The sequence below is a fragment of the Pseudoalteromonas sp. NFXS39 genome, from assembly GCF_040148775.1.
In the GTDB taxonomy this organism is placed as follows: domain Bacteria; phylum Pseudomonadota; class Gammaproteobacteria; order Enterobacterales; family Alteromonadaceae; genus Pseudoalteromonas; species Pseudoalteromonas apostichopi.
Genome location: NZ_JAGDEC010000002.1, coordinates 340,130 through 360,501, shown reverse-complemented (window position 1 = coordinate 360,501; position 20,372 = coordinate 340,130). Strand labels below are relative to the sequence as shown.

Genomic DNA, 20,372 nt, shown 5'->3' with positions numbered 1-20,372 from the left:
AATTGAAAATAACTTTATAAAAGATAAAAATATAACTGATAAAACATTTTATCTAATACAAAGGATAGTTATATGAAAAGTTTATTTTATAAGTTAGCTGTATTACCACTTGCTATTACCTCTGCACTTGCCGTGGCTAACACAAATTTGATTGAAAATGGATCATTCGAAGCCGAGGTTGTCACTGATCATAATGGCCAATGGCAATTATTCAATGAAATCACTGGTTGGACACGCAGCGAAAACGCACCTTTTGAAATACAAACGAGTAGTCTAGGAATTCTCAAAGCGAAAGAAGGCCAAAAATATCTAGAACTTGGCTCTACGCAGCAATATAGCGTGTCTCAAGCCGTAGCTACAACAGCTGGTAAAATGTATGAAATTAGCTTCTATTACTCAGCACGTGTGTCTGGTGATGATACAGCGAGTACAGTTGAAGTGCTGTGGAATGGTGAATCCTTAGGTGTTGTTAATGCTAAATTTAAAGGTTGGACTAAGTACAGCTTTACTGTAGAGGCAACTGGCACAAGTTCAGAGATTACATTAGCTGGCGTTGGTAGCAGAAGTAGTGTGGGTGGCTTCATCGATAATGTTTCTGTAAGTGAAGCTACAGAATACTGCTCAGTCCAAGCGGGTTTGTATGCAATTAATAAATATGGTTCTGATTCAGAAGGCTATATTTACCACTTAGACCCTGAAACATCAGCTGTAACAAAAGTTGCTGGTGTTACTAATACAGCTGCAAACATAGCAGGTATGGACGGTAAGCTATACTTTATGGAAAAGCTAGATAGTGAGACTAGAGACTCAAAAATTTACAGTCTAGATTTAGCATCAAATACGCAAAGCGAAGTCGCAGATACTAACTCTTATACTATTATTCGTTCTACAGTTTCTCCTGATGGTCTTAACTTACGTGCAACAAGCAAAACCTACATGTATGACTTCAACCTTGAAACTGGTGAAAAGACAGTTCTAGGAAAACTAAGCTACGAAGGTGAAGAGTTCATAGGTGGTGATATTGCATACTCAAGTGACAATAACGTACTTTATGCATTAACTGAACAAGCACTATACACTGTTGATCAAGATACTTTAGAACTTACATTAGTAGGTGAGCATGGAGTTAACTGGGCATCAGGCCTTGCAGTTGCCGATGATGGTACGATCTATGTTACTGGAAGAAAGAGTGGTCAAAGCGCGAAGCTTTATACGCTAGATCAAAACACTGCTGAAGCAACATATATAATGCGAGGTCCAGCTAATCTAAATGATCTAACATTTATTAGTGGGTCAACTTGCTCAACACAGTAAACTTTTAATATTATAAATGCCAGTTAAATACTGGCATTTATAACTATAAAAACTTCAACACGAAACACTCACCTAACGCCCTCAAAAAAATAAAAAAATATCAATAAAAAACCTTAAAGCAATAAAAAAATATCAGACAAAAAATTATAAAAAACAGAAAAGTAAAATAAGAAATTTCCCACCCTAAAAAACAGCATTAAGATTCAAACACTTAAACACAAAAAACAATTAAAATAAAAAATATAAAATATAAATATTTGATATTTAAATTAATAACATTAAAATTTTAATATTAAAAAATAATGGAGAAATTCATGAAAAACTTTGTTACTAAACTAGCTGTTTTACCTCTAACTATTGTATCGGGTATTGCAATGGCTGGCACAAATTTAGTAGAAAACGGATCATTCGAAAACACAGATACAGTGACCGATCACAATGGTCAATGGCAGTTATTTAACGAGATTCCTGGCTGGACAAGAAGTACTCATGCTAAATTCGAAATTCAAACAAATAAACTAGGGATCGTGACTGCACAAGAAGGTAACCAATATCTAGAGCTTGACTCAACAGCCAATTACAGTATTTCTCAAAATATTACTACACAACCAGGCAAACAGTACGAGTTAACCTTTTACTATTCTGCCCGTAAGGAAGGTAATGAAACAACAAATAAAGCTGAAGTTTTTTGGAATGGTAGCTCTTTAGCTGTTGTTAATAGCTCAAGTAAAGGCTGGACAAAATATAGCTTCATCGTTGAAGCTGATAGCACAAGCTCGGTATTAAGCTTTGCAGGTACTGGTACATCTGATTCAGTAGGTGCATTCATCGATAACGTAGTAGTCACTGAAGTTGCTGAACCATGTGCTGTTGCAACAGGTTTATATGGTATTAATAACTTTGGCTCTGAGACTGAAGGCTATGTATACCACTTTAACCCAGAATCAAGCGCTGTAACTGTTGTTGCAGGCCTTAACAATACAGCATCAAATATTGCCAACAAAGACGGTATGCTGTATTTCATGGAGCAACTTGATAAGAATAGCAAAGCATCAAAAATCTATAGCCTAAATTTAGCCACTAACACACAAGCTGAAGTTGTAGATGCGACATCATTCCCTATTTACCGCTCAACGGTAACTGCAGATGGCCTGTTTTTACGTGCGACAAGCAAAACGTATTTGTATGACTTTGATCTAACTACAGGTGAGAAAACAGTATTAGGTAAGCTTTCGTATGAAGGTGACACATTTGCAGACGGCGACATCGCATACTCAAGTGACTACAACGTACTTTACGTGTTAACAGGAAAGGCGCTATATACTCTAGATGAAGGTAGCCTAGAGTTAACACTAATCGGTGAGCACGGTATAAACTGGGCATCAGGCCTTGCAATTGCAGATAACGGGACAATTTATATCTCAGGTAGAGAAAGCGGCGAAAATGCAAAAATCTACACCTTAGATCAAAACACCGCTGAAGCGACATTCGTAATGGATGGCCCAGCACACGTAAACGACTTAACGTTTGTTAGTGAAGCAGTTTGCGCAGCAGAGTAAACTGTGTTTAAAGCCATAAAATGCCAGCTTAGCTGGCATTTTTTTACTGACCTTTGGCATCACTTATTTGTGAGTTTCTTTTGTTCTAACATTTCTTTCCAGTGCATTACTTCTGCAGGCAGAATAGGTGCTACACCATTAAAACCAGCAACCTCAAGTATCTCTTCGACACTTACAACGCCTTTTTTGCGTTTAAAAACACCGCGCACATAAGCAATCGCGTGCAGGCCACGATCAGAGTGAAACTTTTGCTCAATATAAAAGTATTTATGATCCCAGCCAACCAAACGTGTACTAACCGTGTACCTTTGCATTGGTTTAATATCGCGAATATAGGTAATTGCAGTTGCGTTAACAATTGGAAACCAACGGCGTTTCATAATGTGCTTTAATAAACCTACTCGCTCAGTCATCCAGGTACGGGCAAGATCCATCATCGCTAAATAACGAGAATTAGTCAGATGGAAATTAATATCGCAATCCGTTGGTAACGCTTTGAATTCAATATCAATTGTGTCTAACAGTTGTTGATAATCACGATTACGTTTAATTTTAAAAAACAGTAGTATTAGTCGAAAATAGAGGTTCACGGCAAAGGTCTAACCAGTTGATGATGCACAAAGTGTATCACAGCATATTGCTAAGGCGAATATTCTGCTCTAATCTGTGCATATATTAGTATAAAAAAAGAATAACCTAATGAAATTTTTTAGTTTGGTAACTTTATTTAGTGCGAGTTTATTCACCACTTCAGCATTTGCTGACTTTAACTTTCCTGGTGAAGGTACTTTAAAATACCCAACGGGTGTAGAAAAGGCCTTTAATTTTGGCTTTGCGTGGCAACAAGATGCTGAAAAATTCTCGATTGGTGATAAAAGCTATGACATGTCTCTGCCAGAGTCATATTCAGTGGCAATTACACTTAGCAAAGACGAGGAACAAGTATGGGTGCAGGAGTTTAATAATGGCTTTATTGAGGGATTCACTTGGCAAATTGCCGATCACACCCTAAAACTCGAAAAGCGCAAATTTAGCGATACTGTAAAAGGCAATTATGTTATTAGCCTGGATAACCGAGATTACTTTTTTTCTCGCAATAACATCAGTATTGTTATTAAATTCGACAATGATGGTATTAAGAATATCGCCATTGATGGTGTCACCAAAGATATGGGTACCAAACAGTAATACCATTCGCTTAATTAATTGGTCTATTTTTAGGCAATAAAACCTCGTTGATTTCAAAAAACTTTGTTATTTAGTAGTTCTAAATCAGAAATTTTTAACGCAGGTAGCGACAGCTTTAATACCTCAAAATGGTTAAGTATTATTGCGGATTGGTATGATATTGAACAACAAAGAAAAAGGCTTGAGTTTTCACCCAAGCCTTTTTTATTTAATAAATTAAGTTAGTATCATTAAACCTTTACAGTCTTACGATTAATCCCATAATCTCGAAGCTTATTTGCTACTGCTGTATGACTTAAACCTAACCGCTTTGCAAGCTGACGAGAGCTTGGATAAGCAGGGTAAAGCTTGCGAAGTAAAGTCGCTTCAAAGCGTTTTACCGCTTGGTCTAAGGTTCCTTCAAAGTCAGACTCTAGATAACCTAAATCATGGGTAAACGTTGGTAACTGCAGATGCTCAATGCGCAATTCATTATCATCTAATAATGATACTGCTCGATAAATCGCATTTTCTAATTGGCGTACATTACCTGGCCATGGGTAATCTTGTAAAAAGCGTAAACAATCTTCAGACATTACAGGCACAGAATGACCATTTTGCTGGGCATACTTTTGAATAAAGTGCTCAGCCAAAGGGCCAATATCTGCTTTTCTATCACGTAATGGCGCAATTTCAAGGGTTAACACGTTAATTCGATAGTAAAGATCTTCTCGAAATGTTCCTTCTTGGACCATTGCAGGTAAGTCTTTTTGTGTTGCTGCAATAATCCTCACATTAACTTTAACTTCGTTTTCATCACCGACCTTACGGAAGGTACCGTCTTGTAAAAAACGTAGTAACTTAGTTTGCAGCTGAGTCGACATTTCACCGACTTCATCTAAAAACACTGTACCACCATCAGCTTGCTCTAGCACACCACGTTTAGGTGCTGCATTCTCTTCATAGCCTGCATAACCAAATAATTCTGACTCAGCGACATCATCTGGCAAAGAAGCACATGATAAAGCGATAAATGGTTTTACTGAACGGTTTGATGCGTAGTGGCAAGCACGGGCGAGTAACTCTTTACCTGTGCCTGTTTCACCAGTAATGAGGATCGGCGCTTCAAGCTGTGCCATTTTGCGTGCTTCACGAACAACACGACGCATTGCAGTACTAAAATTATGTATAGTTGCAAAGCTTTCTTGGCCATAACGGCGAAACGCACTTACTTGCTGACCTAGTCTACTTTGTGATTTGATATTGATAACTGCACCGGCTAACACATCCCCTTCTGCACCTTGTGGTACTGAAATTGGCAGAATATCAGCAATAAAGTCTTCGCCAGCTACTTCAACTCGGGTTGTTTGGCCAAGTACTTCTTTACCTTCTAACCAACGCGTAAAGTTAAAGCCTTTAAGCAAGTTATTTATATTAGCGCCAATAACTTCACTTTCGGATAGTTGTAAGTCGCGACAAGCAGCATCATTACATAAACGCACCCACCCTTTAGCATCAATAGATATAACACCATCAGGTAATGCACGCAGTAATGTATTTAACTCATTATGCTCTCGCTCAGAAGGTAAGAATGCAGTCGTACGAACGTCTTTCACACCATCTATCAAGCGGATAGATGGCATAATTTTTTGGAATTGTTCAAATTCAATAGGCGGAAAGCTGACATACATTCGACAATTAACCGAATCTACTTCGATGCCTTTTAAATCAACTTGGTAACTCACCAAGATATTGAGAATCTCTTGTGCGATACCAATTCGGTCAGCACAGTGGATATCTAAACGCATTACATCCTCAAAAAACGGGAACCTATAGTATGAGAATGATACGCTAACTCCCTGCAACTGGGTAGTCTATTGTAAACAATTTTGGACAAATAACTTAATTAGTCGGGTACCTGGTCCATTCCCCTCCATCTAATTGAATGTAGGGCTGCCCTTTTATGTACATCATGACCGTATCTTCATTCTCTGCGACCTTGGCTGAAGTTGGTAAATTATCAAGCACTCGGTTAATTGGTACCGTCCCTGTGAACAAGTCAAGCTTCATCGTATTGTTGATTAACTCTGACAGTGAAAAATAACTCATTGTTTCATCGACGACATTCAGCCCCTCATGCTTTATATCAGGGCCGATGAATTTAACAGCAGTTGGCACTGAAACAATTGAAGGGCTCGGAATTTCGCGCAAACCAGAGAATTGTAGTTTATCTCCCTGTAATGCAGCGCCATGCTCTGGCACAACCAATAGTATTACATTTCGACCTTGTGCTTCTAACTCAGTTATAAACTTATCGATATCATTAAATAAGCGCTGTTGTCTAAGCGGATAGCTTTCAAAGCTATTCATACGTTCACGACCAGCAAGTTGATTGCCATCGTGTAAGCTAATGGTGTTGTAGTAAAGAGCCCTAGGCTGCTCACTCGAACCTTGCTTTTTCAACCAATTAGTGAGTATATCCGCATCAGAATAAATCGGTTTGCCATCGAAACCATACTGCGCAGCACTAAATTGGCTAAAATCCAGTTTTGGCACAGAGACACCACCGTATTGTCTGATCAAACCAATAAAGTCATCAAAATGTCCATCGTGGTTAAGAGCCACACTGGTTTTATAGCCAAGCTCAGCAAGGTTAGTGAATAGCTGACATTGCTCATCAACAGGTTTAAATAGTTGCTCTTGACTTGTTTGCCCGCAACTTGCTCGTAATAAACGAATTGCCGCAGGGCCACTGTACGACGTTGCAGAGTTAAATTGGCTAAACAAAATATCAAAATCAGCAAATAAGTTACGTGGCTCAACACCAATTGCATTTAAATCAGCCGTCGCTAAAGAGCAAATATTTAGCACAACAACATCAAATGGCTGGCCATTAAATACGTCAGGAAACTGGCTTTGTAGTAAATTCTGTTGCTGGTAAAAGTCTTGTAACTGTTGATCTGGTGTCTTTTGTTTTGCTGTATCAGAAACTAAAACGGGTACTTGTTTTTTTGTAGTTTGGTTATTGCTTGCAACTTGAGTTGTAACCTCATCACTCGTAACAGCCCCACCTAACCAAAACGCATACATAAAGCCAATTATTGAAATACTGGTGTAACGCAACCACTTCACAGTAAACCAATAAAAAACCACTAAAGCAAAGAGCGCAAAAATCATATCGAGGCTAACAACGCGCGCTGTGATCTCAAAAAAGTAGCCGATGCTAAAGTCTTTTACATTGCCAGCTTGCTTGGTGAGCCTAGAAATCGGGGGCAACCACGAGTCGTGATACAACAAGGCCACTCCTACCACCACACTCATAGCGTGTTTGATACGATACAACCAAACATGTTGAAAAGAGATAGCTAGAAAAGCAAAAAATGCTAAGTTTGCAAATAAATCAAAAGAAATATCACCTCGGCTATACAGAACAAACTTAACTAAAAAGTATAAATTCCAAACACCTAATCCTGAAAGCCTCACTTGTTATCCTTCTTGTGTCGTTTTGGCGTATAAGGGGTTAATAATACATGCCTAAATGTTAATTTTCGGTATAGCACTACTGCTTTATTAAACAATGCCTTACCTATATTACTCAATAAAATACCGATAAGCATTGCAACAATAAAAGTGATAAAAAACTGATTTAAGCTCATGATAGCTCACCTTTTAAGGTCACTTTTACTGGCTCGGATATTGGTCGAATCACTTTTTTGAATTCCGGTGTCTCTGTATTTAAAGTCGCTATATCTGAACCTTTTGCATCAAAAATATAACTCACATTTTCTTGTAATTGTTGAGTAAAATCAGTTATTTCAACATTTGCAAAATTACGTTGTATACGGCGACATTCTTGCTGAATATAAAAATGATCGGCAATGACATTTTTAGACATAAAAAAGTCACTCACCTGTAATTTAAATAAATGCTTAATCGCACTTTCTACATCATGCTCTCGACAAGCATGCAGATATAGATAAATCGTGCCATCTGCAAAACTAAAAATATCTCCTTCACGTTTCACATGAAATAAATGCAATGGGTGTATAGCATCAATGCGAGGTAAAAGCTCTAGCATAACAAGCACCCCACTTACACCAAGATTTGCCGCAGAATCGCTATGCTTGGTAACCTGCTGTGCAAACTTGGTGATTGGTAGATAGCCTTTTGCTAAGGTATTTTCACTGTATTTCAGAACATCATCAATTGATTTAGGGAGTGGTCTTGAAAATTGAAATCCTTGAATTGACTGAATTTGTGATAGCAAACGCGAAGGCTCAGAATAACTATATAAAATAAGGTTAACCCCTAAAGTTAAAAATAAGCACTCGTCCTGATGACGAATTATGCCATCAACATTTTGAATTACTAATTTCAGTCGGCGACCACATTTCTTTCGAAGAGAGAAACAATCTTTGGCTAACGCTTTTAAATCAGTATATCGGGTAACTGCAAAAACTAACGTCGCTGATTTTTTGGTAAGCCCTTTAGAAAAAAGAGCATCATTATCATCAATTATTTTATAAAACACGGGTAGCTTTGTACCCTCAGGTACAGCACTGCGAGTTAGCCATACCTCGTCTTCATCAAAGTCTTGCTCCGTTGCTTGCGACTTATCATCAGCCTCTTGCTCTACCTCAACTAATGCAAGTTGACCATCATGAAGCTGTAAATTAACCGAACGCCCAGCGATAACTCCTTCTTTATGACACCAATAATCATACTCAAGAGTGCGAATTGATGCCTCTTGAGTTATATAAATAAGGCCATCAAAGAAACGGTTTAAGGCTAATAACTGACGTCTCAATTCACTGACATAAGCACCTGACATTAAAAAAACTAAAGTGACATTTTTTGATTGTGACAAAGCAACATAGAGCTTGAGTTTTTCACCAAGCTGCTGTTCGTTCAAAGAGACTAAATGTTCTGAATCGACATGCACGATAACCGTACTGTTTTTCAGTTGCTCATACTGTTTTATTTCGTTAATAACACCACGGGAAAAATGCAAACTTTTTGATACATTCTCATTATGATGTAAATGGAATGGGTGCAGCACCTTTTGTTCGAACAGGGTAAATAATAACTCGCTTCCCTCTCCTTCGAAAAATAATTCGACTTGTTCAGAAAGCAAAAAAACCGAGTCTTTATGATTGGTTAAAAGATGCCTTGTTAACTCTAATAGCTGATTATCTAGCGGGGCAAGTAAAGCATAGTTTGCGCCTCGCTTTAGCTCAGAGAAAGCTCCGTTTAGTCCTGTAATATTTAAATGAGGCACCAACAAACCCTTAAAAAAGATACTTTAGTACTAGTTTTAAACGCTATTCTATATATAATGCAGATTATGTCCATGGATCGTGAACATTTTTAAGCTAATTTTTCTCATAACGGTTTTTTAGATGAATGACTTTGCAGTAAAAAATTCACACACCTTAACTCAATACGATATTGAAAAGCTGTTACGACAATTTGGCGGCAAGGAAACGGATTATGTTGAAATTGTTGATGTTGAAAAAAATCGCAAAACGATTGAAAAGTACCCTTTGCTTAACGATATTGCACTAGCGACCAAAGAAGCCCTGCGCACAGAAAAAATTAACAAAAACGCAATAAAGAATCATAAATGAAACGAGTTTTCTTGAAAGGTATTAAGGGTGGAACAGGTACAACATCTATTGTGGCCAACCTTGCTTGTGCTTTGAGAAAATCAAATGTGCCTGTGTATGCCATCGATTTAGACCCAAAGAGCGACTTAGGCCTACATCTTGGTCTTGCGTGGGAGCATCAGCTAGGCTGGAGTGATTACCCAAACTTTGCCTCTGCATGTGAGCAGTTTCACCAAGATAACGATGGCGTAAAGTTTTTACCCTATGGCAGCCGTTCGAACTTAGGGTTAGACTTTTCATGTATTATAGAGAGTTGTCAGCAGCTTAATGACAGCGATGACAGCTGGTTTTTATTTGACTGCCCAGCCCATGTTGATGTGCACCGCTATTCGCTAAATGAAGACGATATATTCCTTGAGATTATTAATTGTGATGCAATTTGTCACAGTTTTGCTTTCAAACGTTTAAACACTCTAAAGCAGGCTGAATCATCATGGCAGCATTATTTTTTAACCAATAAATATAATTCAGCCTCTGAGCTTGAATCAGATTTATTGCAGCTTTGGCAAACTGAATTACCATTAATTGCACCTTTATATATCAATAGAGATGAAGTTATCAAAGAAGCCACTGCGTTTCGTAATGTGGCAATTAATTGTGCGCCATATAGCGTTGCCAATGACGATTTTGAAACGCTAGCTGGTTGGCTTGTAAGCCGTGCGAGTCAGAATGAGTAATAATACAAGTTCAAACGGGGTTTCGCATCGCCTGCTCAAGGGCCTTTTAAGTTTGTTTTTAACGAAACAACTTGTGCGCTTTGTATTTATTAAATTTTATAGTTATTACAATCAGCATAAAATGAGCTTGTTGGGTGCGTTTTTACTTCCTTTCTTTGTACTTTTTTTGTCATTATTTATTAAATTAGATAACAATAAAAAACGTGAACTAAAGCTTAAACTTAAACGCTTATACCCTCATGTTTCACAACCTGTTTTGACACCGACTAACTGCATTCGGATCGTATTGCAAAGTGTGTACCTTGCGCTTTTCAACACCACCACAACCTCACAACAACAAATAGCCGCGGAGCAGCGTAAATCTTGGCGTAAAATCACGCGATCAGCCCGCTTATTAAGACTTGCAGATAATAAGTTAGTTCGCTCTTTTAAAGGGCTTTGGTTAATTGCAAGAGATCAAACAAATACTAACTCATATAAAACACTAACCCGCTCTTCACTTTGGAAAAACAGCACATTAAAAGTCGCGTTTTTCACTTTCATTGTTTTTGCCGTAGCTATATTTGTGACTGTACCATTTAGTATTGAAGCACAAGCGGTGTTTATTAGTTTAATTTTAATTGTTGCTTACTCACTTAGACGCGTTGAAGGGAAAATAGCCACTATTGTGATGATCACCCTTTCTGTGACAACCTCTACACGTTATCTATGGTGGCGCTACACTGACACTCTTAACTGGGGTGACCCTTTAGCCCTTACCCTAGGGATTGGTTTGCTGCTTGCTGAAAGTTACGCTTGGTTAGTACTAATATTAGGCTTTTTCCAAACCATCAATCCTTTAAACCGTAAACCAATCGCTTTAGATCAAAACACAGTAAACTGGCCAACAGTTGATATTTATATTCCTACTTATAATGAGCCGCTTGATGTTGTTAAACCGACTACAATCGCCGCGCAAAGTATTGATTGGCCTGCAGATAAGCTTAACATTTATATTTTAGATGATGGTAAGCGCCCTGAATTTGCCGAATTCGCAAAGCAAATTGGTGTTGGTTATTTAACTCGCCCTGATAACAACCATGCCAAAGCCGGTAACATGAACCATGCGATGAAAGTAACTAATGGCGACTACATTGCTATTTTTGACTGTGACCATATCCCTGCTCGCTCATTTTTACAAATGACTATGGGACAATTCATCAATGACAGTAAAGTGTGTTTAGTACAAACACCTCACCACTTTTTTTCTGCCGATCCATTTGAGCGCAACCTCAAAAACCATCGGAAAATCCCAAATGAAAATATGTTGTTCTATGGCTTAATTCAAGATGGCAACGATATGTGGGATGCGACCTTCTTTTGTGGTTCGTGTGCTGTTTTAAGGCGCAGTGCCCTTGAAGAAATTGGTGGTTTTGCCGTAGAAACCGTCACAGAAGATGCCCACACTGCTTTGAGAATGCAGCGCGCTGGTTACAAAACAACGTATATTAATATTCCGCAAGCTGCCGGCCTTGCCACTGACAGTTTATCTGCCCACGTTGGTCAGCGTATTCGCTGGGCACGCGGCATGGCACAAATATTCCGATTAGATAACCCACTGCTTGGTAAAGGCTTAAATATTGCCCAGCGGTTATGCTACTTAAACGCCATGCTGCACTTTTTATCGGGTATCCCGCGTATTGTGTTCTTAACAGCGCCACTGGCATTAATTTATTTTAATGCGCAAATTATCTATGCACCGTTTGTTGCCATCTTTCTTTATATTGTACCGACCTTATTACAAGTAAAAATAACCAATTCCCGAATTCAAGGTAAGTACCGCTATTCATTTTGGGGCGAAGTTTATGAGTCAGTACTTGCTTGGTATATCTTAAAACCCACCACAGTTGCGCTTATCAACCCGAATAAGGGCAAATTTAACGTGACTGAAAAAGGTGGTTTAAACAAACAAGATCACTACGACTGGACGATTTCAAAGCCCTATATCATCTTGTTACTTGTTAACGTGTTGGGTATGGCCTATGGCGTGTTCAGATTGTTCTTTGGTGACAGCTCACAAATAGGTGTACTGGTCATTAGCATGTTATGGGCAAGCTATAACGTGATAATTCTAGGTGCAGCTGTGGCCGTTGCCGCTGAAGCAAAACAAGTGCGCAGCTCACATCGTATAAAAGCAAACTTCCCTGCAGCCATTCGTCTGGCTAATGGCCGTACCATTAAAGTTAAAATTACTGATTACTCAAACAATGGTGTTGGTCTGGAAACTGAACATACCCATCTTTGCCGTGTAAACGATAAGGTAGAGCTGTTAATGAGTCGTGGCTTAAAGCAGTTTTCATTTCCAACTTATATCTGTAACACCCGCGATAAGCAGCTGGGTCTTACCCTAAGAGATTTAGATTTAGAAAAACAAAAAGCCTTTATTCAATGCACTTTCTCACGTGCCGATGCTTGGCTTGATTGGCAAGAGAACTTTAAACACGATAAGCCTTCATACAGTTTTTCTCACGTTTTTTATACCAGCCTAAAAGGCTTTAAGAACTTGATTTTCCATGCTCCAAATGAATTAAGACCAGTGATTTCCTTTGTATCCAGGGTCTTGTACTTTGTGGCGTCATTATTACCTAAAAAACCAACAAAAGTACTAAAAACATCATGATAAAAACTATTTTGACCTTGTTATTAGCTGTTGCCACACTCAGCACATCTAGCTGGGCGATAAGTGCTGAGCCTCTCCCTAATAAAGCGATTTTTGATGATGGTTACCCTGAACAAGCGCCAATTGAAACCATGACATTAAGCTTTGAAAAGCTTGGTTTAAGCAAGTTTAAACTTGATGGTATTAGCAACAGTACGCGTGTTGATTTTACGAATCGCTTAGATAAGCTAGGTAAAAAGCTAACCCTAGACTTTTCATACACATCGTCACCATCACTTCTTGCCCGGGTGTCACATTTAAAGATTTTCTTAAATGAAAACTTAGTGACAGTGTTACCTTTTGATAAGAAAGACTCTCCAATTGGCAAAGTGTCTGAGCAGAGTGTTGTACTTAATCCTAAGTTGATTAAAGACTTCAACCAAATACGTTTTGAGCTAGTAGGTTATTACGACATGGTTTGTCAAGATGGCTACAGTGACACAATTTGGGCAGAGCTAAGTAAAAGTAGCCGTATTTCAATTGACCGTCAGTCACTAGCTCTTGAAAGCTTACTTGAGTATTTCCCTGCGCCATTTTTTGATTCACGTGATTACAGCAGACTAACCTTACCATTTGTTTTTGCATCACAACCGGATGAAAATACGCTAGAAGCAGCTGCAGCGCTATCAAGCTTTTTTGGGGCACAAGCAAAATGGCGCAAAGCACAATTCCCTGTACAAATCAATGCAACACCAACAGAGCATAGTGTCGTCTTTGCAACAAACGACAACAAACCTGATTTTTTATTGAATTACCCTGATGTTGAAAAACCAACTGTAGAAATTATCAGCAGCCCGACTCAGCGCTACGCCAAATTACTTCTAGTTTTAGGTAAAGACACAGCACAATTAAAAGAAGCCGTTGTTGGTTTAGTCTTTGGCTATAAGGTAATGACAGGTCGCAGTGCAATCATCGAAGCAATTAGCAACTTACCACTTAGAGAAGCTTACGATGCGCCACTGTGGGTGCGTTCTGATCGCGCAGTGAGCTTTGATGAGTTTATTGAATACCCAACCCAACTTCAGTCAGAGGGTTATCGCGGTCTGCCAGTTCGTTTAGATTTACGCTTTGCACCAGATTTATTCACTTGGCGTGAAAACGGTATTCCTATTACTTTGAATTACCGCAACACACCAGTTGAGAAAAACATGTTGTCGCGTTTAAATATGCTGATAAACGATAAATTTGTGGATGGCTTTATTCTTGATAATGAAGGTGGTAAGACTATTACAACCAATACCTTATTGCCTCTACTTTCAGATTACAACCCAACAAAAACTCGCCAAGACTTTGAATTAACAGGCCTTGATTTAACAACTAAGAATCAACTAACTTATGATTTTAATTTTGCAGTAGTAAAAACAGGTGAGTGTAGTGCCATTCCTGCCGGTGGTGAGTTTGGTGCAATTGATGGCAGCTCAACGATTGATGTAAGTGACTTCCATCACTACATTGCCATGCCAAACTTACGCGCTTTTGCAAATGGTGGTTTTCCATTCACCAAATATGCCGATTTACACCAAAGTACTTTAGTAATGGAAGCTAACAGCTCAGTTAATGCGATTAGCTTATTACTTAACTTCACAGGTCATTTAGGCGCTATTACTGGCTATCCTGCGCACCGTTTAGACATTCAATTTCCAAGCAACCAATTTGCGCTAAAAGATAAAGACATTATTATCATTGGTAAGCCTGATTCTTTCTTAACATCGCTTGCCAAAGACAGCGCGTTAAGTGTGCTGTTCAACAACAACCAACGCATTGTCGATCAAGCTATCTACAATGGTGCATATGACACCAAAGGCGCTGAAAAAATTAAAGTAAACATAAGTAGCATTGGTCGTTTAGCCGTGATGTCAGGATTCCAGTCACCGTTCGATTCAGACCGCTCAGTAGTTTCTTTGATTGCCAGTAATGAAAGTGCTTATGCACTACTAACTGATGCCCTATTAAATGAAGAAAAAACGGTTCAAATTACAGGTAGTTCAGCAATTATTAATAGCCAAGGCATCAAAACGATTAAAACCGATGAGCAGTATTTTGTCGGTCACGTGCCTATTCATACGCTCATTTGGTTTCACTTTTCAGACCGTCCAGTACTGTTAGCGATTTTATCGCTACTAACACTATTACTTATTTCATTTATGTTGTGGCGAGTGCTCGCACTACTAACCAAAAAACGTTTATCTGAAGGAGATAAAGCATAATGAAAACTATCGCTTCTTTATTATTCGTTTTTATTTATTCTACCAATGCATTGGCTCAGTTAAGTTGTAGTACATGGCCGCAGTGGAATAACTTTAAAACTCACTTCATTACACCCGAAGGACGAGTGATTGATTTAGGCAGTGAATACAGCATCACCACTTCAGAGGGGCAATCTTATGCGCTATTCTTTGCTTTACTTGCAAATGATAAAGCCAGCTTTGATAAATTACTTGAATGGACCGAAGTGCACCTTTCTGAAGGTGATTTAAGCACCCGTTTACCAGCATGGCAATGGGGAATAAAGCAAAACCAAGGACAAATCCTTGATTCAAATCCAGCGTCTGATTCAGATTTATGGATTGCTTATAGCCTTTCACAAGCTGCAATATTATGGAATGAAAGACGCTATGCAGTGCTCAGCTCAGTACTTGCTGAGCGCATCATTCGCGAAGAAACGGCGCAGATACCAAGCCTTGGCCTGACTCTATTACCTGGGCCAACAGGCTTTAAAAAAGACAGTCACTGGAAGTTAAACCCAAGCTATGCACCGCTATTTATATTTGCGCAATTTGCGCACCTATACCCACATTCACCTTGGCAAACATTACACGATAACTCTGCGCAGTTATTAATAGATACAGCACCAAAAGGCGTGAGCCCTGACTGGGTTAATTACAGTGTTGAAAAAGGCTTTTATCATGATAAAAAAGCTCCAGCAACCGGCAGTTATAATGCGATTCGTGTCTACCTTTGGGCTAGCATGATGGCTAATAATGCTGCATATAAAAAAAACCTCACTGAACAGTTTAAACCTTTTGTTGATAGCATCGTCTCTTCAGGCAAAGTGCCACTTGAAACCAATGCGCTAACGGGAAAAACATCAGGCAACGCCCCAAGTGGCTTTATTGCGGCATTACTACCACTGCTTGCAGAAGATAATGCTTCACAAACTGTCACTGCGCTACAGCAGCAAATCATGATGGATAAACGCTTTACCACCAGCCGCTATTACGACAGCGTATTGTATTTATTTGCTAATAGCGCCCTGAATAAGCGTTTTAGTATTGATAAAAAAGGAACATTAACAACTAACTGGAGCAATGAATGCCGATAAAGTGGCTACTTGCAGCAGTTTTAGCGAGCTCCAGTGCATCCGCAGCAAATAACAAGGACCTTAATAGTCAATCAATTGATTGGTTAATTAGCCAAATACAACTTGGTGAAATTGAGCGCGATAATCAATTAATGAGCGACAGCTTAGAAAAACTGCAAAGCATTGCACCTAAAAATACTCAAGTGCAATGCGCCGAGGTGCGCGTTTTATATAGTCTAAAAGAAAGTGACAAAGCCAATGCTCGGTTAGCAGAGCTTAGTAATCTGTCGCATCCGTGCGTAACAAGCTTAATCATGCTCGCACGCGTAAATAATCAAGACAAAGAAACCGTTCAGCAAGCTCGGCTACGTGCCAGAGCTGGGCAATACAGCGATGCGGTGAAAATTTATAATCGCCTGTTTAAGTCAGCCTACCCTAATATTGAATATGAACTTGAACACATAAACTGGCTTGCTCAAGACACAAACCAATACCAACAAGCATTGCGTGGCTATCGCTCTTTGATAAAGCGCTACCCGAATAGCGGCCGTTTTGAGCTTGCTTATGCACGTCACTTATTAAAGCAAAACCCGAGTAATAAAGAAGCCATCGCATTACTGAGCCATTATGCACACAGTAACCAATACGGTGTTGAAGCTGAATTTGCTTGGCTTGCGGCACTTGAAGATATGCCGCTTAATAAACAAACTGAACGCGAATATCAGCGTTACTTTGCTGCTTACCCAAAAAGCAGTAAAGGTCAGTTGCAATTTAGTGACTTTAAAAAAGCACATTTAGCTGAGCAAAAGAAACAAGCCGATCCAGCTTACCAAACATGGCTTAAAGGCAGCACTGAGCTTGAAAAACGCCATTTTAATACAGCTGAAAAACTATTTAAAAAAGCTCTACAAGGCCGACCTCAAGACCCTGAAATATACAATAGTCTTGGGTTATTAAATCTTAGACAAGGTAGAAATGCCAAAGCGTACCAGTACTTTAAAAAAGCCCAACAATATAGTATCGATACAAATCGTATTACTGTATTTATAGGTTTGGCCAATACCGCACGTTTTTGGCAATACATAGATGAAGCTAAATCGGCCATCAATAGCAATGAATTGAAACGTGCAGGTCTCAAACTTGATTTAGCTGATACCTTAAATGAAGACCCGAATACCGTGTTGTTTTACCGCGCAGAACTTGCCAAGCAAGCTGGGCAATACCAAAACGCGATGAATTTCTATAAGCAAGTCCTAAAAGACGATCCCTTGCAACAGGCTACCTTGAGCGCCATGCTCGAATTAACTGCCTCAGATGATAATTATGCTCGTAGTCATCGTTTTTATAACAGTTTAAATCAACAACAACAGGCATTGATTACTGAAGATTACACGCTATTACAAACACAACAATTGCGAGCCCGCGCTGATGACCTTACTGCCAAAGGTAAGCTAGATGAAGCAGTTGATGTGTTACTTTTGGCAATCAAACAAAGCCCTCGTCAAAGTTGGCTCTATTATGACCTTGCAAATTTATACCAACAACAAGGTTTGGTTGATCATGCCAAAGCTCTTTATAAAAAAACCTTGTGGCAATTTCCGTTAGATGCAGAGCTACGCTATAGCCATGCTTTATTTTTACGTTCGTTGAATGATTTTCAAGGAGCATTGGCAACCTTAGATTACATTCCAAATAACGCGCGTACTGAACAAATCAATGTACTCACAGAGCAATTGAGCATTAATACCAAGCTTGAAAGACTCTCTGCCAATAATACAGCCACTAATAAGGCCACGGTGATTTATAAGCTCACCGAGTTAGAAGCACAACCATTAACGCCTTTAATGCAAGCAGAGCTTGCCAGCCAATGGCAGCAAATTAATGAGCAACAATATGCGATTAGGCAGCTGAAAAAAGCCCTAATTCGTGATCCAAGCTTGAGTCCTTATTGGCATATGACCTATGCAGCTTGGCTTATTGAAAGCGACGATAAAAATGCCTCTGATATCTGGTTTGCTGACTATCAACTGCCGAGTAACGCAACCGATGCTGAGCAGTCACAATGGCTAGCACTGCAAATAAACTATATTAATCGCTTTAGCGATAGTAACCAACGAATAGCTAAGCTCTCAGCGCTTGAAACACGCTACCCAGATAACCGAGAATTGGCAGAAGCATTGATCAATGCTCATATCGAGCAAGGCAATAGTAACCAGGCTATTACCCGCTTTGAGCAGCACATGGCAAAAGGTCAAACTGTGTCAACGGATACTGCTTTAGCTATTGCGACACTTGCTCGTCAGCAGCAACAGAATGATTTAGCAGATCGCATCATTGCTGGACAAATTAATCAAGTTTCCAGTGAGCAAAGCTATCGCCAGCAGCAATTAATGACCGCACTTGAACAATTTGAAGATACACAAAGCGCCATTAATCTAGCTGAGCAATTACTGGCTAAATCAAACAATAACCAAGAACTTTATTATCAAGCGGCAGCGGTTGCACAAGCTAAACAACAAACTACGCTTGCTCAAAGCTGGTACCGCGCTGCAGTTGATCCAGATACTGCAACGAGCAACTTAAGCGATGAACAGAACTATGAGCTGTATGCCCTTGATGAAAATGAAGCATGGTATGTCAATAATGCCAAGCGCCAATTACAAAGCATCGAGCGCGATGAACAAGCGTATATCACTGCTGCAATCAACTTAAGTAGCCAAACCAGCACGCAAAATGAGTCAACCCTCGGCGCTGGTGCAACGCCTATTGAAGCAGGCTTCCCGCTATGGGGTGGCACTGGGATTGTGAAATTAGACCCAATGACAATATCGAGCCAAGAAACCCGCTTTGATGAAACCTTTGCAGGTAGCCGCTATGGTCAAGGAGCCTTGTGTATTTTTGACTGCCCACTTTTAAGTATAAAACCAAAGCAACAAGGTATGGATATTGGCCTTGCTTGGCAAAACGAGCAATGGCGCATTGATGTTGGTACTACTCCACTTGGCTTTCTAGTCGAAGATATCGTGTGGGGCGTTAATTACAAAGGTGATTTAGGCGACTTTGGTTATGGCGTCACGTTTAATAAACGCCCAGTAACTAGCTCTGTATTATCTTACGCCGGACTTGAAGATGTCTTTACCAACCAAGTATGGGGTGGCGTTAGAGCAACGCAATTACAACTTAGCCTATCCCATGACCTAGGCCTAGACTGGGGTTTTTGGGGCAGCACCAACTATCAAATCTTGCAAGGTAAAAATGTAAAAGACAACCAAAGCTACAGCCTAATGGGTGGTAGTTACTATCGCTATATTCGCGAAAGAAACGCCGAATTAAGCCTAGGTCTTAACTTATTACACTGGTCATATAAGTATAATTTAAGTGAAGAAACCTGGGGACATGGTGGCTATTACAGTCCGCAAAACTACTTGGGTGCTTCTTTACCTGTTATTTTTGATAAACGGGTTGGTCATAATTTTATTTATAGGCTTCGTGCTGGGGTATCTTGGTCTACCACTACCACTGACGACATCGCATTTTTCCCGAACGACCCTATTTTGCAAGGCCAAGCAGAAGCTCAAACAGCCGTAACAGGTGTTGTGCCATACTTTGAGGGCGATACCAGCAGCGGCTTATCGTATAACTTAGGGGCAAGTTTTGAGTATCGATTCACTCCTCATTGGTTCTTTGGTGGTTACTTCAACCTAGATAGAGCCGATTTTTACGAACCGAATTACGCTCAGCTGTACTTCCGTTATTACTTTAATCCGGTGTATAGCGAGCTGGCATTCCCTGGGAAACCTGTTGTGCCTTATGCAAGCTACTAACCATCGCATCCCAAGGGGCAAGTGTCGCAAGATCTTCCCCTCACCATAAGGTCTATGTATACTGTAGCGCACTTGTAGCTAGGATAAGGGTGTGTCTCTTACCTTCAAGTATAAAACTTGAGCAACAAACCATTATCTTAGCTGCATCAAAAAACATGGCCGCCCG

The 20,372-nt window shown here is 39.6% G+C and carries 13 protein-coding genes; 9 read left to right on the top strand and 4 right to left on the bottom strand.

The window, feature by feature from the left end; translation table 11 throughout:
• Positions 1 to 72 precede the first annotated feature (72 nt).
• Both J3455_RS05190 and J3455_RS05185 read left to right on the top strand, forming a co-directional pair.
• Entirely contained in the window at positions 73 to 1,314 is a 1,242-nt protein-coding gene (locus tag J3455_RS05190; RefSeq protein WP_130051935.1) for a DUF642 domain-containing protein, read from the top strand.
• A gap of 314 nt (positions 1,315 to 1,628) precedes the next feature.
• Complete coding sequence (locus tag J3455_RS05185; protein WP_130051936.1) at positions 1,629 to 2,873, top strand: DUF642 domain-containing protein; 1,245 nt, start codon at positions 1,629 to 1,631, stop codon at positions 2,871 to 2,873.
• A 59-nt stretch (positions 2,874 to 2,932) separates the two neighbouring features.
• On the opposite strand, the gene J3455_RS05180 is transcribed toward J3455_RS05185, so the two are convergent.
• Positions 2,933 to 3,463: a thioesterase family protein gene (locus J3455_RS05180; RefSeq protein ID WP_349561277.1), complete on the bottom strand. Its 531-nt coding sequence runs from the start codon at positions 3,461 to 3,463 to the stop codon at positions 2,933 to 2,935.
• Between the two features lie 109 nt (positions 3,464 to 3,572).
• Here J3455_RS05180 and J3455_RS05175 point away from each other — a divergent pair, with 109 nt between their 5' ends.
• Positions 3,573 to 4,061 (top strand): hypothetical protein, encoded by a 489-nt coding sequence (locus J3455_RS05175; RefSeq protein WP_294092065.1) that lies wholly within the window; start codon positions 3,573 to 3,575, stop codon positions 4,059 to 4,061.
• 230 nt (positions 4,062 to 4,291) lie between these two features.
• Here J3455_RS05175 and tyrR read toward each other — a convergent pair whose 3' ends face one another.
• From tyrR to bcsE, 3 genes are all read right to left on the bottom strand, one after another.
• A complete protein-coding gene (tyrR, locus tag J3455_RS05170) occupies positions 4,292 to 5,848 on the bottom strand; it encodes a transcriptional regulator TyrR (RefSeq protein WP_130051939.1) in 1,557 nt (518 codons plus the stop codon).
• Positions 5,849 to 5,942: 94 nt separating this feature from the next.
• Positions 5,943 to 7,523: a cellulose biosynthesis protein BcsG gene (gene bcsG, locus J3455_RS05165; RefSeq protein WP_349561276.1), complete on the bottom strand. Its 1,581-nt coding sequence runs from the start codon at positions 7,521 to 7,523 to the stop codon at positions 5,943 to 5,945.
• Between the two features lie 169 nt (positions 7,524 to 7,692).
• Positions 7,693 to 9,318, bottom strand: coding sequence for a cellulose biosynthesis protein BcsE (bcsE, locus tag J3455_RS05160; RefSeq protein ID WP_349561274.1), 1,626 nt, complete (start codon positions 9,316 to 9,318; stop codon positions 7,693 to 7,695).
• A gap of 121 nt (positions 9,319 to 9,439) precedes the next feature.
• On the opposite strand from bcsE, the gene bcsR reads away from it, so the two are divergent.
• Genes bcsR through J3455_RS05130 form a run of 6 tightly spaced genes read left to right on the top strand, consistent with a single transcriptional unit; the run spans position 9,440 to position 20,206 of the window.
• The gene (gene bcsR, locus J3455_RS05155; RefSeq protein ID WP_178926758.1) at positions 9,440 to 9,667 is read left to right on the top strand and encodes a BcsR/BcsP family cellulose biosynthesis protein; all 228 of its coding nucleotides are present in this window, start codon (positions 9,440 to 9,442) and stop codon (positions 9,665 to 9,667) included.
• A complete protein-coding gene (gene bcsQ, locus J3455_RS05150; RefSeq protein WP_178926757.1) occupies positions 9,664 to 10,383 on the top strand; it encodes a cellulose biosynthesis protein BcsQ in 720 nt (239 codons plus the stop codon). The genes bcsR and bcsQ overlap by 4 nt, the downstream gene beginning before the upstream one ends.
• Positions 10,376 to 13,042: a UDP-forming cellulose synthase catalytic subunit gene (gene bcsA / locus J3455_RS05145; RefSeq protein ID WP_349561273.1), complete on the top strand. Its 2,667-nt coding sequence runs from the start codon at positions 10,376 to 10,378 to the stop codon at positions 13,040 to 13,042. The genes bcsQ and bcsA overlap by 8 nt, the downstream gene beginning before the upstream one ends.
• Positions 13,039 to 15,288 carry a cellulose biosynthesis cyclic di-GMP-binding regulatory protein BcsB gene (bcsB, locus tag J3455_RS05140; RefSeq protein ID WP_349561271.1) on the top strand — a complete coding sequence of 750 codons (2,250 nt, stop codon included), beginning with the start codon at positions 13,039 to 13,041 and terminating at the stop codon, positions 15,286 to 15,288. Before bcsA ends, bcsB begins: the two co-directional genes overlap by 4 nt.
• Positions 15,288 to 16,403, top strand: coding sequence for a cellulose synthase complex periplasmic endoglucanase BcsZ (gene bcsZ / locus J3455_RS05135; RefSeq protein WP_178926754.1), 1,116 nt, complete (start codon positions 15,288 to 15,290; stop codon positions 16,401 to 16,403). Before bcsB ends, bcsZ begins: the two co-directional genes overlap by 1 nt.
• A complete protein-coding gene (locus tag J3455_RS05130) occupies positions 16,394 to 20,206 on the top strand; it encodes a cellulose synthase subunit BcsC-related outer membrane protein (RefSeq protein WP_349561269.1) in 3,813 nt (1,270 codons plus the stop codon). The genes bcsZ and J3455_RS05130 overlap by 10 nt, the downstream gene beginning before the upstream one ends.
• Positions 20,207 to 20,372 lie beyond the last annotated feature (166 nt).

What these genes read in the sequence shown, in the direction of transcription:
- bcsB (WP_349561271.1), top strand. Translation starts at nt 13,039, where the DNA reads ATGATAAAAACTATTTTGACCTTGTTATTAGCTGTTGCCACACTCAGC.
- J3455_RS05190 (WP_130051935.1), top strand. Translation starts at nt 73, where the DNA reads ATGAAAAGTTTATTTTATAAGTTAGCTGTATTACCACTTGCTATTACC.
- bcsR (WP_178926758.1), top strand. Translation starts at nt 9,440, where the DNA reads ATGAATGACTTTGCAGTAAAAAATTCACACACCTTAACTCAATACGAT.
- J3455_RS05175 (WP_294092065.1), top strand. Translation starts at nt 3,573, where the DNA reads ATGAAATTTTTTAGTTTGGTAACTTTATTTAGTGCGAGTTTATTCACC.
- tyrR (WP_130051939.1), bottom strand. Translation starts at nt 5,848, where the DNA reads ATGCGTTTAGATATCCACTGTGCTGACCGAATTGGTATCGCACAAGAG.
- bcsA (WP_349561273.1), top strand. Translation starts at nt 10,376, where the DNA reads ATGAGTAATAATACAAGTTCAAACGGGGTTTCGCATCGCCTGCTCAAG.
- J3455_RS05185 (WP_130051936.1), top strand. Translation starts at nt 1,629, where the DNA reads ATGAAAAACTTTGTTACTAAACTAGCTGTTTTACCTCTAACTATTGTA.
- bcsQ (WP_178926757.1), top strand. Translation starts at nt 9,664, where the DNA reads ATGAAACGAGTTTTCTTGAAAGGTATTAAGGGTGGAACAGGTACAACA.
- J3455_RS05130 (WP_349561269.1), top strand. Translation starts at nt 16,394, where the DNA reads ATGCCGATAAAGTGGCTACTTGCAGCAGTTTTAGCGAGCTCCAGTGCA.
- bcsZ (WP_178926754.1), top strand. Translation starts at nt 15,288, where the DNA reads ATGAAAACTATCGCTTCTTTATTATTCGTTTTTATTTATTCTACCAAT.